An 11,886-nucleotide genomic window follows, 5' to 3' on the forward strand; every position below is an offset into this window, starting at 1 on the left:
GTCGGCAGCCGACCGAGAAGGTCAGCCGCCGCTCGCACGGGAGTATGGCTGGACCTCTGCTTCCCCATGGAAGCCCACGCCCAGCGCGATCGCGGAGATGGCCGAGGTGCTTCAGGTGCAGCAAGCCCATGGGGTGCCGACGATCAACAGGCGGAAGGAAGCGGGGCAGAGCCGCCATCACCAGGCGGATGACCGGCGGCCCGGGGCCTACCACCGTACGGGCCGTGGCGGCCGCCCGGCTGAGAGGTACTGATGGGACCGTTCTACCTGCCGGCGTTCATGGCCGGCGCCCGTACGGGAGCGGCGGGCGGGTCTGTTGAGACACCATGCCTTCAGCGCGCCTGTCGTCGCCGCTGAGCTTCCCCGCCGGCAGCGCGTCGTGCAGCTCGTCTCGACCCGCCTACTCACTTTGCGGCAACCGTTCCGGCCACGGGGCCAGCGCCATGCTGCGGGCAAATCCGAGCGCGACCCGTCAGCGACACCGGCGGGCGTTGAGCCGGGCGGCCTGGCGCGTCAGATGATCGCGCTCGGCGAGGTTGGGTGCCTTTTGGGCCGCCTCGGCGTACAGCCGTGCCGCCGTCGCCAGGTCGCCGTCGCGCTCGTGGAGGTACGCCGCCACCGCGGCGTGGCGGGGCAGTGAGTCGTCCAGCGCCGCGAGCGCCGCCAGGCCGGCTCGCGGTCCGTCGGCCTCGCCGACGGCCACCGCGCGGTTGAGCCGGACGACCGGGCTGTCGGTCAGGCGCGCGAGCTCGTCGTACCACTCGACGATCTGCACCCAGTCGGTCTCCTCGGCGGTGGGCGCGTCGGCGTGGAGTGCCGCGATGGCGGCCTGGGCCTGGAACTCGCCCAGCCGGTCGCGGGCGAGGGCCGCCTGCAGGATCTCGACGCCCTCGGCGATCGACTCGGTGTCCCACCGGCCGCGGTCCTGCTCGGCGAGCGGCACCAGGCTGTCGTCGGGCGTGGTCCGGGCGGCGCGCCGGGCGTGGTGGAGCAGCATGAGGGCGAGCAGCGCCGCCACCTCGGGGTGGTCGATCGCGGCCGCGAGCTGCCGGGTGAGCCGGATGGCCTCGACGGCGAGGTCGACGTCGCCGGAGTAACCCTCATTGAAGACCAGGTAGAGGACGCGCAGCACGGTGGCGACGTCGCCGGGCTGGTCGAACCGCACGCCGGAAACGGTGCGTTTGGCCCGGCTGATGCGCTGCGCCATGGTGGCCTCGGGCACCAGGTAGGCCTGGGCGATCTGGCGGGTGGTCAGCCCGCCGACGGCGCGCAGCGTGAGCGCGACCGCGGACGACGGCGTCAGGGACGGGTGGGCGCACAGGAAGTAGAGCTGGAGCGTGTCGTCCACCGTGGGCGCGGGCTCGGGTACCGGCTCCTCGTCGACGAGATCCTCACGCCGGCGGCGGGCGGCGTCCGAGCGAGTCGCGTCGAGGAACCGGCGCCAGGCCACGGTGACAAGCCAGCCCTTCGGGTCCCGTGGCGGGTCGGCAGGCCAGACGCGGACCGCCTCGACCAGCGCGTCCTGCACGGCGTCCTCGGCCGCCGCGAAGTCGGCTCCGCGGCGGACGAGGATCCCGAGCACGCTCGGCGTGAGGCTCCGGAGCAGGACCTCGTTCACCTAGGTCACTCCGTGATGGTGGGCGGCGCGGCCAGGAAGGGGCGCACCTCGAGCCACTCGTGGATCGGCTTCCCGCCTGCCCCAGGGGCGGCCGACAGGTCCCCGGCCAGCTCGATGGCGCGCTCGTAGCTGTCGACGTCGATCACCATCCAGCCGGCGATGAGGTCCTTGGTCTCGGCGAACGGGCCGTCGGTGACCGGCGGGCGACCCTCGCCGTCGTACCGGACGAACGTCCCCTCGGGGGCGAGCGCCTGACCGTCGACGAACTCGCCGGTCTTCTCGAGCCGGGCCGCGAAGTCGTTCATGTACTGCACGTGCGCAGAGATCTCCTCCGGCGTCCACTGGTCCATCGGCACGTCGTTGACCGCCGCCGGGGCGCCGCGGTAGTGCTTGAGCAGCAAGTACTTGGCCATGGTGTTTCTCCTCGGTGCTGGTGCGACCCATTGTGGTCGCGTTCATTGCGGGGACGGAGCCAGCCACGGGTTCTCGACATCGTCTTCCAGATTTTTTTGGCCCAGCGTTCGAGTCGGCCTGAAGCAAGCCCTGGCCGAGTAGGTCCGGCGGGCTGACACAGGAAGCGGTGTGGCATGAAAGCCCTGGTGGAACAGGATCCGCACGGCTCCGTAGGCAGTGTCTGTGCGACCTGCCGGCGTTGGCGCGCTTCACCCCGGCAGGGTCGGCCTCTCCGACCACGCCGACGCATGAGGGGCGGCCTCGCCGTGATTCGCTCCTTGGGTACGGGCGCACAGAAGCTGAGTACGGTTACTCAGGCCCTGGGCACCTCCCACCACCGACCATGAAGATCAACACTGTCGAGATGGGGAGACTGCAATGCTCAGCTGCCTCGCTGACTTCTTGGTGCCCGCCGTCGGCCGCCTCACGATCACCGCCGACTCGGACGCCGAACTCGCCCCCGGCAGCATCATTGCTGCGAACCACACCTCGCTTGCCGATCCGGCCATCGTGCTGGCGGCGCTGCACCGACTCGGTGCCAGGCCGGTCGTGATGGCGGCCGCCGGGCTGTGGCAAGTCCCGGTGCTCGGCCGCCGACTCGCCAGAGAAGGGCACATACCGGTCTACCGCAACGACCGACGTGCGGCGAACGCTCTGGATCGGGCCGCCGAGGCGCTGCAGCAGGGACGCCTGGTGTTGATCTACGCCGAGGGCGGCATCCCGAGCCGTAAGGACGCCGCGGAGGCGGCACCGGGAGCCTTCCGCAGCGGCTTGTCCCGACTCGCTCATCGCACCGGTGCCCAGGTGGTGCCCGTGGGCCAGGCGGGTGCGCGCCGGGTCACCTCGGGAAGCGTGGCAAAGCAGCTCGCGGGCCTGGCCACGGCACCGCTGCGCCGTCCGCAACTGCACGTGCACGTGGGTAAGTCGCTCACGCTGACAGGTGACAGTGGCGCGGGGACGACGCGGGCCCGCGCGGCGGTGACTGCTGCGTGGCGCACGGCTGCGGCACGGCTTGGCGAGCGTGCTGCGTTCGCCGCCTAGAGCGGCCCCGTAACCCGCATGCGGAGCCAGAACGAGGGATCACGGACACGCGCGCCTCGCCCTCTGCCCGTGGGCGATGCAGATCGGAGGGGCGGCGGCTTCGCGCGGTGCCCCCGGGCGGGCGACGTATTCGCGGACGCTGGCTACGGCGAAACCGGCCTGCGCGAGGCGGGCGAAGGGGTCGGGACGCCAACCGCGGAAGCGCGGTCCCATCTCCGTACGCGTGCCCGCGCGCCAGCCACCGCCGTGGAGGTGGACGACGACCGGCAGCGGACCCCGCGCCCCGTCGGGCAGCCACAGGTCGAGTTCGAGGGGCCGGATTCCCGCACGGACGGCGTACGGGACACCGCGCAGCAGCCGCACGCCGGGGGCGGGGTGTGCGGTGGGCGGAAGCGGCAGCCGCGCGGGGGCGGGCGGCGCGAGGAACGCCGCGAGGCCGGGCGTCAGCGGCATGGGTGCCTCTTTCGTTCCAGGGAGCTGTCTTCCGGGGGCGGGCGGGAGCGGGGGGCCGGGACGGGCGCGGCGACGGGACAGCAGGGTGCCGAGCGCCGTGCGGCGCGCCCGCCGATGGCGACGCCCAGCAGTCCGGCCGGGCCGAGAAGGGTCGGTGCGGGCGCGGTGAGCCCCAGGGCCCAGCACGCGGCGCCCATCGCCACGCCTGCGGTGAAGGAGACCGAGGCCGGGCGCGCGAACCGGGACAGGCGGGCCCGGCGTACTGCGGTCACAGCGCCTTCGGCGCGGTGTGACCGAGGATCATCCCGAACAGGTTGAACAGGTTGAACAGGCCGAACAGGCCGAACAGCGGGACGAGCGGGGAAGCCGGGGTGTTCACCCGCAGCGCCGCGCACAGGGCGCCGACCAGCGCCCCGGTCAGCAGCATGTGCACGTACGCCACCGGCGTCAGCCCCGGTGCGCCACTGGTGTTCGGGCAGGAAGCGCACGTCGTACCGCTGGGGCACGGTGCCGAACTTGTGCGGTTCGGGTACGTACGGCTCCCGGGGCAGGACGAGTTCATCGGTCGGGGTGCCGAGGTTTTCGAAGAACCGCTCGAAGGAGGGCACCACGGTCTGCGAGCTCGCCCGCCGGACAGGTGTCACCCGGCAGACCGCCCACCAGGCCGTGCACGGTCTCATCGGCATGGGTCTGCTCGAGCAGGCACCCGACCCCGCCTCCGCCCGCAGTCGCCTGATCCGCCCCACCGACGAGGGCGCCCGCGTCCACCGGCGGGCCCAAGGCACCCTCGCGGTCATCGAGGGCGTCCTGGCCGAACGTATCGGCGCCGCGGCGGTCGGTGCCCTGCGCGAGATGCTGACCCTCCCCATGGGGGAGCCCCCGCTGGTGGAGGCTCCCTGACCGACGCGAACCGGGCGCCGGCCCGCTGTCGAATCGGGCCCGGCCGGTGAGGCCCGGTCAGTCGGCGGCGGCGAGAACGGCGTCGGCCATGGCCCGCTCACCGGCGGCATTGGGGTGGAAGGGCGCCGCCGCGTTGGTGAGGAGCGGTTCCATCCAGCGGGTTCCGGCCGGCTTGCAGATGTCGCGGCCGACGGACTTGGTGTACGTGTCGACGTAGATGGCTCCGCGCGCGGCGGCCTGGGTGGCGATCATGGTGTTGAGGTGTTTGTGGGTGTCTCGCAGCCACGGGGCGTCGCCCTTCGCGATGGACACGACCCAGGGGCAGTTGGTGCCGTTGTCGGGAAGGATCGCCGGGTAACCGGTGACGAGGATCCTGGCCTTGGGCGCGCGCTGACGGATGCCGTCGATCGCGGCGGCGAACTTGGGGGCGGTGGCGTCGACGGTGGCGGCGAGCTGGTCGGTACCCGTCCAGGTGTAACTGTTCTTGCAGGGCGAGCCGCCGAGGTTGAACGCTCCGAGGGTCACGCAGCGGAGGATGATGCCGGCGAAGCCGACGTCGTTCCCGCCGATGGTGAGGGTGACCAGGTCGGTGTCGGCGCTCAGCGCGTCGAACTGCGGTGGCGCGGACGTGTTCTGCGCCGAGGTCATGTGCACCGTGGTGGCCCCTCCGCAGGTGACGTCCTTGTGGGCGGCGGGGGTGAGCGCGGCGTTCAGGAGGGCGGGGTAGTTGACGTCGGAGCGCATGCAGGCGGAGTCGACCTGGTCCGGCACGCCGGCTGCCGAGGCGTACGAATCGCCGAGCGCGACATAGCGGCCGACCGTGGTGTCGGCGGCCGCTGCGGGGCCGGCGCCGAGGCCGGCAGCGGTGGCCAGGGTGGCGGTGACGGCGGTGACGGCGGTGACGGCGGCGGCGGCGGAACGCGTGCGACGGCCCGTTGGAACTGATCGCATGACGGTGCCTCTCGTGAGGGCTGCGGGGATCGGGCGCCTTCTGGCCGCCGGGGAGGGCCGGTTGGCGCACCGGACCGGCGGCAGGGCGGTCCCGTCCGCCTGCCGCCGGGATGGCGAGGGCACTACGCGCAGTGTTACTGGTCGGTTGTACTGGCTCGTAATATGTGGCCGACCTGACGGGGCGTCAAGATGTTGGGCGTTAAATAGTTTCTGGCGTCCTTGGGCCCCTCTGTCGGTGGTCTTGCAGGGTTGCGCAGGGCGCGTAGGCCGACTGGGCGCCTGTGGGCGTGAGTTGCCGCGTACGCACGTCGCCTATGCCACCCGACAGGACCTCATGCGCCGGGCCTCACCGGGTGATGTCGGCGTCCGCCGACGACCACGCCCCTGATGGCCAGCCGATTCACGTACGTGACCGGGAATGCACGCGGGCGCGCGGCACGGCACCGTGGCGCCCGGCTTCAGCGACGGCGGTGCCTGCTCGCCCCGTACGTCCCACAGTTCGGTCAGGCGACAGCCGTTGCTGCAGGTGCCGGGGCCCGGGACGTCACCGGGTGATCGAGGGTCGGTCTGTTCGAAGCGCAGCCGGATGCCCGCCGCTCGGCGTGCGGCGCCGGGCATCCGGCTGCGCACTCCTCGGCGTCGCCTTCGGCCGTGCGACGCCGGAAGGCCGACTGCCGTTCGAACTGCCGCGCTCCATGGCGGCGGTGGAGGCGTCGCGCCCCGACGTACCGAACGACACGCGGGACCCGGTCTTCCCGTACGGTCACGGGACTGTCCCTGTGACAGGCGCCGCCCCGAAGCGGCGGGGCGCCTGACGGTCCCACCCGCGGCCCGGGACCTGCCTGTGGGGGACAGGTCCCCGGCGCACCGCTCGTCGCCGCCTCACAAGGGGCACGGCTCAAGGCTTGCGAACTACGCGTCCGGGTTACGGCTCACGGGTTACGGCTCACGGGTTACGGCTCACGGGTTACGGCCACGCCTCACGGGGACGGAGCGGCGCAGAGGATCACGGCCCGGACGGCGTTGTCCCCTGTGCCGTTTCCGGGGAAGGTCACCGTGTCGCCGGGCCCGGCGGTCCGGCAGGGGACGGTGCTGCCGTCGCGGTACTCGACCGTCACGTGCCGCGTGGTCTCGCAGGTGTTCGTGACGAACGCGTAGCGCCAGCTCGTCAAGTATTGAACACAGGAGGGTGCGGGTTCTCCCTGATTGGCTGCGTCGGCGCCGGTCGCTTGCGTCAGGCATGCGGTCAGGGTCATCAACCCTGCTGAAGCGGTACGTGCAGTTGAACGCATAGGGCGATTCATCGAAGATCAATCCTTCACTTCTCGAACGATTATGGAAGCGAGGATAGGGAGGGTGGCCAGTCGCTTGAAAGAAATTTCGCCAACTTGCGCAAGCTCTGGCCGTGTCATGGGTCCCGGGTCTTGAAGGCGCGCGCAGGGCCTGAAGGCCAGCTCGGCCGACGCCTGGCGGTGGGTGGCGTTCGGCGGGCGGCGTGCTGGTCGCGAGCGGTGCGGCGGGCCGCCGGCCGGCTGGTGGGGTGTCGCCGCAGGAGAGAGGCCCGGCGCTCCCGCATCACCGGTGAGTGCGCAACGGCGGCGAGAACGCGCGGAAATCGCCGCTGCGCGGACGTTGCGTACACGGCATCCTGTCGCGGCCTACGTGCCGACTGATAAGGGGACAGGGGGTGAAGCCGGTGGGTGGTGGCGGAGGGGTTCGTGTACTTGAGCGTGATCTCCTGCCAGGCCTGCGTGAAGCGAGGTCCGTGCTGGCGAGCAGACGGCCGTGCTGGTCGTGGATGCGCCGCCGCATGCTCAGGCAGGGAGCGGCGAGGCCTCGCTTGTCGCGCCGTGTAGGGGTGATGGCCTCCCGTACCACCGCCCGGAGGCCGGTTCGCTCCAACCACGGCTAGAACAGGCTCAGATCGGGATCGCCGACCGCAACCTGCCTCGGATGCGGGCCAGTTCGGGACCTCGCTCACAGCCGTGGGCGAGAAGGAGGTCACGGCGTCCTGGACGGCCTGTGGCGTCAAGCGGTCCCTGACCTACTGGCGGCGCACCGACCTGCCGGTCTGGGGCGTGCGTGCGCAGCATGTGCTGATCAGGGTCCAGCTGTCATCGGGCGCGGCCGTATCCCGGTGCAACGGCTCGGCCTGCGGAGCTTATTGCTGGCGCTGTACGAGCGGCTGTATGGCAACGATGCCAGGCTGCTCTCCCTCCGGACAGTGCCGGTCACCATGAAGCCTCTGCCTTTGCGCCCGCGGTGAGGACCGGCTGTGGACTCAGTCGAAGTGCGGCGCTCTGGCCTGGCCGGGCAAGTCCTGATGTGGTCGAGGGCGAGTCGAGCCGACGGCGGTGCTCACGCTGGCAGGAGCATCGCCTCGTCCATCCGAAGCCAGCGCTGTGAACAAGGCGTCGAGGGCGGCTGGGTAGGCGTGTTCGGATGGGGCTGCGAAGCCGATCAGCAGACCCTGGGGGCGGTGTGCGGGGTCATGGTGGAGTTCGGTGAGACCGCGCAGGGCGAGGCCGTGGTGGGCACATGTGGTCAGGAGTTGGTGTTCGGTGGGGCCGTCGGAAGGGAGGGTGAGCAGGGTGTGCAGGCCGGCGGGGACGCCGTGGGCGGTGAGGCCGGGGATGGCAGCTGCGCGGTCAAGGAGGAGTTCGCGGCGGCGGCGGTAGCGCAGGCGGGCGGCGCGGGTGTGGCGGTCGTAGGCGTGAGTGGTGATCAGGTCCGCGAGGACGAGTTGGCCCAGGGTCTCGGTGTACAGGTCGGCTTCTCGTTTGGCCCGCACCATCGGTGACACCAGGTGGGGCGGCAGGACCAACCAGGCCAGGCGGAGGGCGGGGCCGAGCGTCTTGGACGCGGTGCCGCAGTAGACGACCTGGTCGGGGGCGATGCCTTGGAGGGCGCCGACGGGTTGGCGGTCGTACCGGTACTCGCCGTCGTAGTCGTCCTCGATGATCAGGCCGCCGGTGGAGCGCGCCCATGCGCGCAGTGTCTGGCGGCGACGGGGATGCAGCGGAACGCCGGTCGGGTACTGGTGCGAGGGGGTGAGGAACACAGCTCCCGTGCGCTGTGTCAGCGCATCGACGTGGGCGCCGTGGGCGTCGACGGGCAGGGCGATGGTGGTGAGCCCGGCGCGCTGGACGACTTCGCGAAAGAGGTTGTGTCCCGGGTCCTCCACGGCCGCAGTGCGGATCCCGCCCGCAGCCAGTACGCCGCTGAGCAGGCCCAGGCCCTGGTAGTAGCCGGAGGTGATCACGATTCGGTCCGGGGTTGTGAGTACGCCGCGAGTGCGGCCCAGGTAGTCGGCGAGCGCGCTGCGCAGCTCGATCCGCCCCTGCGGGTCTCCGGCGCCGAAGGCCTCGGGGCGTGCGCGGGTGAGTACGCGGCGGGTGGAGGCGAGCCAGGCACGGACAGGGAACGCGCTGACGTCAGGGAGCCCGGGGCGAAGGTCGTGGCGGGGCATCATCGGCGCGGGTGCGGGGCGGGCGGGAGCCGGGGCGCGTTGCGGTACTTCGGCCACGGTGGTGCCCGAGCCCGGCCGTGTGGTCAGGTAGCCCTCCTCGACCAGTTGGCCGTAGGCAGCACTGACGGTGCCCCGGGAGAGTCCGAGTTCCTGGGCAAGTCCGCGGGTGGACGGCAGGAGCGTCCCGGCGGACAGACGTCCCTGGCGAATCGCCGACCGGAGCGCGGACTCCAGGCCGGAACGCCGCCCGCCCGCGGCATCGAGGTCGACGTGCAGGTCGAGCCGGGAACTGGCCCAATGATTTGGCATGGAACTGGATCTTATGCCTGGTCCGGTGGCCCTCTACGGTCGAGGTCGAACTGGACGAGGGGAGCATGAACGTGAAACGGGTCGCTGTAACCGGGTTTGGCGCGATGGGTACGCCGATCGCCCACCGGTTACTGGGCAATGGCTGGCAGTTCACCGCCGGGAATCGCTCGCGGCAGCGGGTAGCGGCGTCGCGAGTCCGGGTGGGTGGCCCCCAAGAGCTGGTCAAGCGCTGCTTGTCCTTGCTGGCGCGGCTGGACTCACCGATGTGCGTCGGGGGACCAGGAACCGGCGTGTTCAGCGAATTCCTCGCACTGGGCGGGGCATTGGGGCGGTACGGGAGGCTCTGCACGAAGTCCTGGGCGCGATGCCGTTGGGCTGAGCAAGCCACGCGTCGACGCCGTGCGATCGGTGCCGACGGCTATCCGGCGCGCTTCGCGCTCGCCCCGGCCCGAAAGGACGCCGACCTCGTCGCTGACGTGGTCAGTGACGTCGGGCGCGGCCTCGGTCCGACGGCCGCGGGCCGGGACTGGCCGGTAGACGCCGAGCATGCGGGGCGCGCCGGTCAGGACTACTCGGCCGTCCCAGCACACGACCTGTACGCCGCGACGAAGGGACCACAGCGGTGATCGTGATCGCTCACCTCAGCGACATCCACATCGACGGCGGGCACCGCAGCATCGAGCGCACCCGTACCGTCATGGACTACCTCGAAGACCTCCCCTACGACCTGGACGCGGTCCTGGTCACCGGCGACATCGCCGACCATGCCCTACCCGCCGAGTACGAGCAGGCCCGCCGACTGCTCACCTCCCGGCACCCGGTCGTGGTCTGCCCAGGCAACCACGACGCCCGCCCCGCGTTCCGACAGTTTCTGCTGGGGCAGCCGGCCTCGGCGACACCGATCAACCAGGTGCACTACGCCGACGATTTCGTCATCGCGCTGTGCGACTCCTCCGTGCCGGGCAAGGACGAAGGCTTCTTGGGGGACGAGACACTGGCCTGGCTGGAGGATGTCCTGGCTCAGGCCCCGGCCGAGATGCCCGTACTGGTCGGGTTCCACCACCCGCCGACCCTGCTGCACGTCCCCTACATCGACGGCGTCCGCCAGTTCGGAGCAGAGCGGCTCGCCGCACTGACGGACCGTCACCCCAACCTCGTGGCCTTCCTGTGCGGTCACGCCCACACCCCGGCGGCGACCACCTTCGCCGGACGCCCGCTGCTGGTGGCACCAGGAGTCGTATCCACACTCCGCCTCCCCTGGGAGCGCCGGGCTTACGCCGAGGACCACGTCCACCTCGACCAGCCGCCCGCGCTCGCCTTCCACATCCTGGACGACGAGGGACGGCTGACTACTCATTACCGGTGCGTCAACGCCTGATCATGTGGGAACAGAAGGCAGTCGAGCAGAACCTCAGTCAGTCGCCGAGGTAGTAACCCTCGTCGCTGCCGTTCCGGGCGTATGCAGCGCGGGCGGGGGTGAGGTTGCAACCTGTCCGCTGACAGGACCGGAGAACCAGCAGCCTCTCCCTTGGTCGCTTGACAGCGCACCGTCCCCGTGACGCCACGGGGACGGTGCTTCATGCGCTCGCGTCGGTCGCCCGGTCACTTCCGCTGCAGCGACAGCCCCTCCGGGGAGGTGAGTCCTTGGCCGGATCGGCTCGGAAGGTTTTGGTCCAGGCCGTCGGCGGGCACGGATGCCGTGGATCCGGCCCTCCGGGCCGCCCTGGCGGCGGTGGAGCGAGGTCGGAGAGGACGAGGCAGGAATACGCCGGCGCGTACGCGCCGTTTCACGCGCTCTACTGCGGCTCCCCGGGAGCGATCGTCGTCGCATCGGGTGCCACTCGTGGCACCGTGCTGATCAAGCGGAAGGCACATTCTGCGTGCAGGGTATCGAGAACACGAGCTGCGCGACCGACGCGATCCTCCGGCGGGCGTAGGCTGCGGCGGCGCGGGCACCCTCGCATAGGTTGGCCGTCTCATCCGACGCACCGCGACGAGGACCAGCCCATGCGCAGCAGCACCAGGATCCGCCTGATCGAGCCCACCGACGCCGCCCCGATCGCCGCGCATCGGGTGCGGGACTTCGAGGCTTTCCGGCCGTGGGAACCGGCCCAACCGGCCGACTTCTTCACCCCGGCGGGCCAGGCGGAGCGGATCGACAGCCTGCTGGCCGGATACCGGGCCGGCGCGGTCTGGCCGGGCGTGGTGCTCGCCGACGACCAGGTGATCGGGCAGGTCACCGTCGGCGGCATCCTGCCGCAACCGCACCTGCGCCGCGGCTCCGTCGGATACTGGATCGCCAGCGTCGCCCAGAATCAAGGGCACGCCGGGCACGCCGTCGGGCTTGTACTCCGGGTGATGACGGACGAACTCGGGTTGCACCGCGCCGAGGCGTCCACCAATCTGGAGAATCTGCCGTCGCAGCGGGTGCTACGCCGCAACGGGTTCAGCCCGTACGGCGTCGCGCACTCCTCGATCTTTCTCGACGGGAGCTGGCGGGACGGGCTGCTGTGGGAGCGGGTCCTCGGCGACTGACGTCGCTGTTTCGGTTGAGATGAGGCCGGAAGCGGGGAGGACATACGAAAGTGCCTTCTGAGCTGCAATGCCGGTGAGTTAGCACGTCGGTGCAGGTCAGGTGGGGTGCTTGGTGACTCTCAGTGTGTAGTGGACGTTACTGGGAGTGCGGGGCTGG

Annotated in this window: 14 protein-coding genes; 6 read left to right on the top strand and 8 right to left on the bottom strand. The window is 71.1% G+C overall.

Annotated features, from left to right (window positions below):
• Window positions 1-472 precede the first annotated feature (472 nt).
• Both ACWIHY_RS39285 and ACWIHY_RS39290 read right to left on the bottom strand, forming a co-directional pair.
• Window positions 473-1,618 carry an RNA polymerase sigma factor gene (locus ACWIHY_RS39285; RefSeq protein WP_454381459.1) on the bottom strand — a complete coding sequence of 382 codons (1,146 nt, stop codon included), beginning with the start codon at window positions 1,616-1,618 and terminating at the stop codon, window positions 473-475.
• 5 nt (window positions 1,619-1,623) lie between these two features.
• Window positions 1,624-2,031, bottom strand: a complete 408-nt coding sequence (locus tag ACWIHY_RS39290) for a YciI family protein (protein WP_454381460.1) — start codon at window positions 2,029-2,031, stop codon at window positions 1,624-1,626.
• Window positions 2,032-2,449: 418 nt separating this feature from the next.
• On the opposite strand from ACWIHY_RS39290, the gene ACWIHY_RS39295 reads away from it, so the two are divergent.
• A complete protein-coding gene (locus ACWIHY_RS39295) occupies window positions 2,450-3,112 on the top strand; it encodes a lysophospholipid acyltransferase family protein (RefSeq protein ID WP_454381461.1) in 663 nt (220 codons plus the stop codon).
• Between the two features lie 39 nt (window positions 3,113-3,151).
• Here ACWIHY_RS39295 and ACWIHY_RS39300 read toward each other — a convergent pair whose 3' ends face one another.
• From ACWIHY_RS39300 to ACWIHY_RS39310, 3 genes are read right to left on the bottom strand one after another with little or no spacing between them, the layout of a single operon-like run.
• Window positions 3,152-3,565 carry a hypothetical protein gene (locus tag ACWIHY_RS39300; protein ID WP_454381462.1) on the bottom strand — a complete coding sequence of 138 codons (414 nt, stop codon included), beginning with the start codon at window positions 3,563-3,565 and terminating at the stop codon, window positions 3,152-3,154.
• A complete protein-coding gene (locus tag ACWIHY_RS39305; protein ID WP_454381464.1) occupies window positions 3,556-3,837 on the bottom strand; it encodes a hypothetical protein in 282 nt (93 codons plus the stop codon). The genes ACWIHY_RS39300 and ACWIHY_RS39305 overlap by 10 nt, the downstream gene beginning before the upstream one ends.
• The gene (locus tag ACWIHY_RS39310; protein WP_454381466.1) at window positions 3,834-3,992 is read right to left on the bottom strand and encodes a XapX domain-containing protein; all 159 of its coding nucleotides are present in this window, start codon (window positions 3,990-3,992) and stop codon (window positions 3,834-3,836) included. The genes ACWIHY_RS39305 and ACWIHY_RS39310 overlap by 4 nt, the downstream gene beginning before the upstream one ends.
• 143 nt (window positions 3,993-4,135) lie before the next feature.
• On the opposite strand from ACWIHY_RS39310, the gene ACWIHY_RS39315 reads away from it, so the two are divergent.
• Window positions 4,136-4,465, top strand: a complete 330-nt coding sequence (locus ACWIHY_RS39315; RefSeq protein WP_454381467.1) for a MarR family winged helix-turn-helix transcriptional regulator — start codon at window positions 4,136-4,138, stop codon at window positions 4,463-4,465.
• Between the two features lie 57 nt (window positions 4,466-4,522).
• On the opposite strand, the gene ACWIHY_RS39320 is transcribed toward ACWIHY_RS39315, so the two are convergent.
• Window positions 4,523-5,416 carry an SGNH/GDSL hydrolase family protein gene (locus tag ACWIHY_RS39320; protein ID WP_454381468.1) on the bottom strand — a complete coding sequence of 298 codons (894 nt, stop codon included), beginning with the start codon at window positions 5,414-5,416 and terminating at the stop codon, window positions 4,523-4,525.
• A gap of 602 nt (window positions 5,417-6,018) precedes the next feature.
• On the opposite strand from ACWIHY_RS39320, the gene ACWIHY_RS39325 reads away from it, so the two are divergent.
• Complete coding sequence (locus tag ACWIHY_RS39325; RefSeq protein WP_454381469.1) at window positions 6,019-6,231, top strand: hypothetical protein; 213 nt, start codon at window positions 6,019-6,021, stop codon at window positions 6,229-6,231.
• 165 nt (window positions 6,232-6,396) lie between these two features.
• On the opposite strand, the gene ACWIHY_RS39330 is transcribed toward ACWIHY_RS39325, so the two are convergent.
• Window positions 6,397-6,720, bottom strand: coding sequence for an alpha-amylase (locus ACWIHY_RS39330; protein ID WP_454381470.1), 324 nt, complete (start codon window positions 6,718-6,720; stop codon window positions 6,397-6,399).
• 977 nt (window positions 6,721-7,697) lie between these two features.
• Window positions 7,698-9,194, bottom strand: a complete 1,497-nt coding sequence (gene pdxR, locus ACWIHY_RS39335; protein ID WP_454381471.1) for a MocR-like pyridoxine biosynthesis transcription factor PdxR — start codon at window positions 9,192-9,194, stop codon at window positions 7,698-7,700.
• A gap of 65 nt (window positions 9,195-9,259) precedes the next feature.
• Between pdxR and ACWIHY_RS39340 the strand changes: the two genes are divergently transcribed.
• From ACWIHY_RS39340 to ACWIHY_RS39350, 3 genes are all read left to right on the top strand, one after another.
• A complete protein-coding gene (locus ACWIHY_RS39340; RefSeq protein WP_454381472.1) occupies window positions 9,260-9,820 on the top strand; it encodes a hypothetical protein in 561 nt (186 codons plus the stop codon).
• A complete protein-coding gene (locus tag ACWIHY_RS39345; RefSeq protein WP_454381473.1) occupies window positions 9,817-10,572 on the top strand; it encodes a metallophosphoesterase in 756 nt (251 codons plus the stop codon). The genes ACWIHY_RS39340 and ACWIHY_RS39345 overlap by 4 nt, the downstream gene beginning before the upstream one ends.
• Window positions 10,573-11,201: 629 nt before the next feature.
• Window positions 11,202-11,729: a GNAT family N-acetyltransferase gene (locus ACWIHY_RS39350; RefSeq protein WP_454381475.1), complete on the top strand. Its 528-nt coding sequence runs from the start codon at window positions 11,202-11,204 to the stop codon at window positions 11,727-11,729.
• Window positions 11,730-11,886 lie beyond the last annotated feature (157 nt).

This window comes from Streptomyces sp. NPDC055287 (genome assembly GCF_053646035.1).

Coding starts and splice junctions, on each gene's coding strand:
- ACWIHY_RS39290 (WP_454381460.1), bottom strand. CDS start 2,031: ATGGCCAAGTACTTGCTGCTCAAGCACTACCGCGGCGCCCCGGCGGCG.
- ACWIHY_RS39295 (WP_454381461.1), top strand. CDS start 2,450: ATGCTCAGCTGCCTCGCTGACTTCTTGGTGCCCGCCGTCGGCCGCCTC.
- ACWIHY_RS39300 (WP_454381462.1), bottom strand. CDS start 3,565: ATGCCGCTGACGCCCGGCCTCGCGGCGTTCCTCGCGCCGCCCGCCCCC.
- ACWIHY_RS39310 (WP_454381466.1), bottom strand. CDS start 3,992: ATGCTGCTGACCGGGGCGCTGGTCGGCGCCCTGTGCGCGGCGCTGCGG.
- ACWIHY_RS39320 (WP_454381468.1), bottom strand. CDS start 5,416: ATGCGATCAGTTCCAACGGGCCGTCGCACGCGTTCCGCCGCCGCCGCC.
- ACWIHY_RS39330 (WP_454381470.1), bottom strand. CDS start 6,720: ATGAATCGCCCTATGCGTTCAACTGCACGTACCGCTTCAGCAGGGTTG.
- pdxR (WP_454381471.1), bottom strand. CDS start 9,194: ATGCCAAATCATTGGGCCAGTTCCCGGCTCGACCTGCACGTCGACCTC.
- ACWIHY_RS39340 (WP_454381472.1), top strand. CDS start 9,260: ATGAACGTGAAACGGGTCGCTGTAACCGGGTTTGGCGCGATGGGTACG.
- ACWIHY_RS39350 (WP_454381475.1), top strand. CDS start 11,202: ATGCGCAGCAGCACCAGGATCCGCCTGATCGAGCCCACCGACGCCGCC.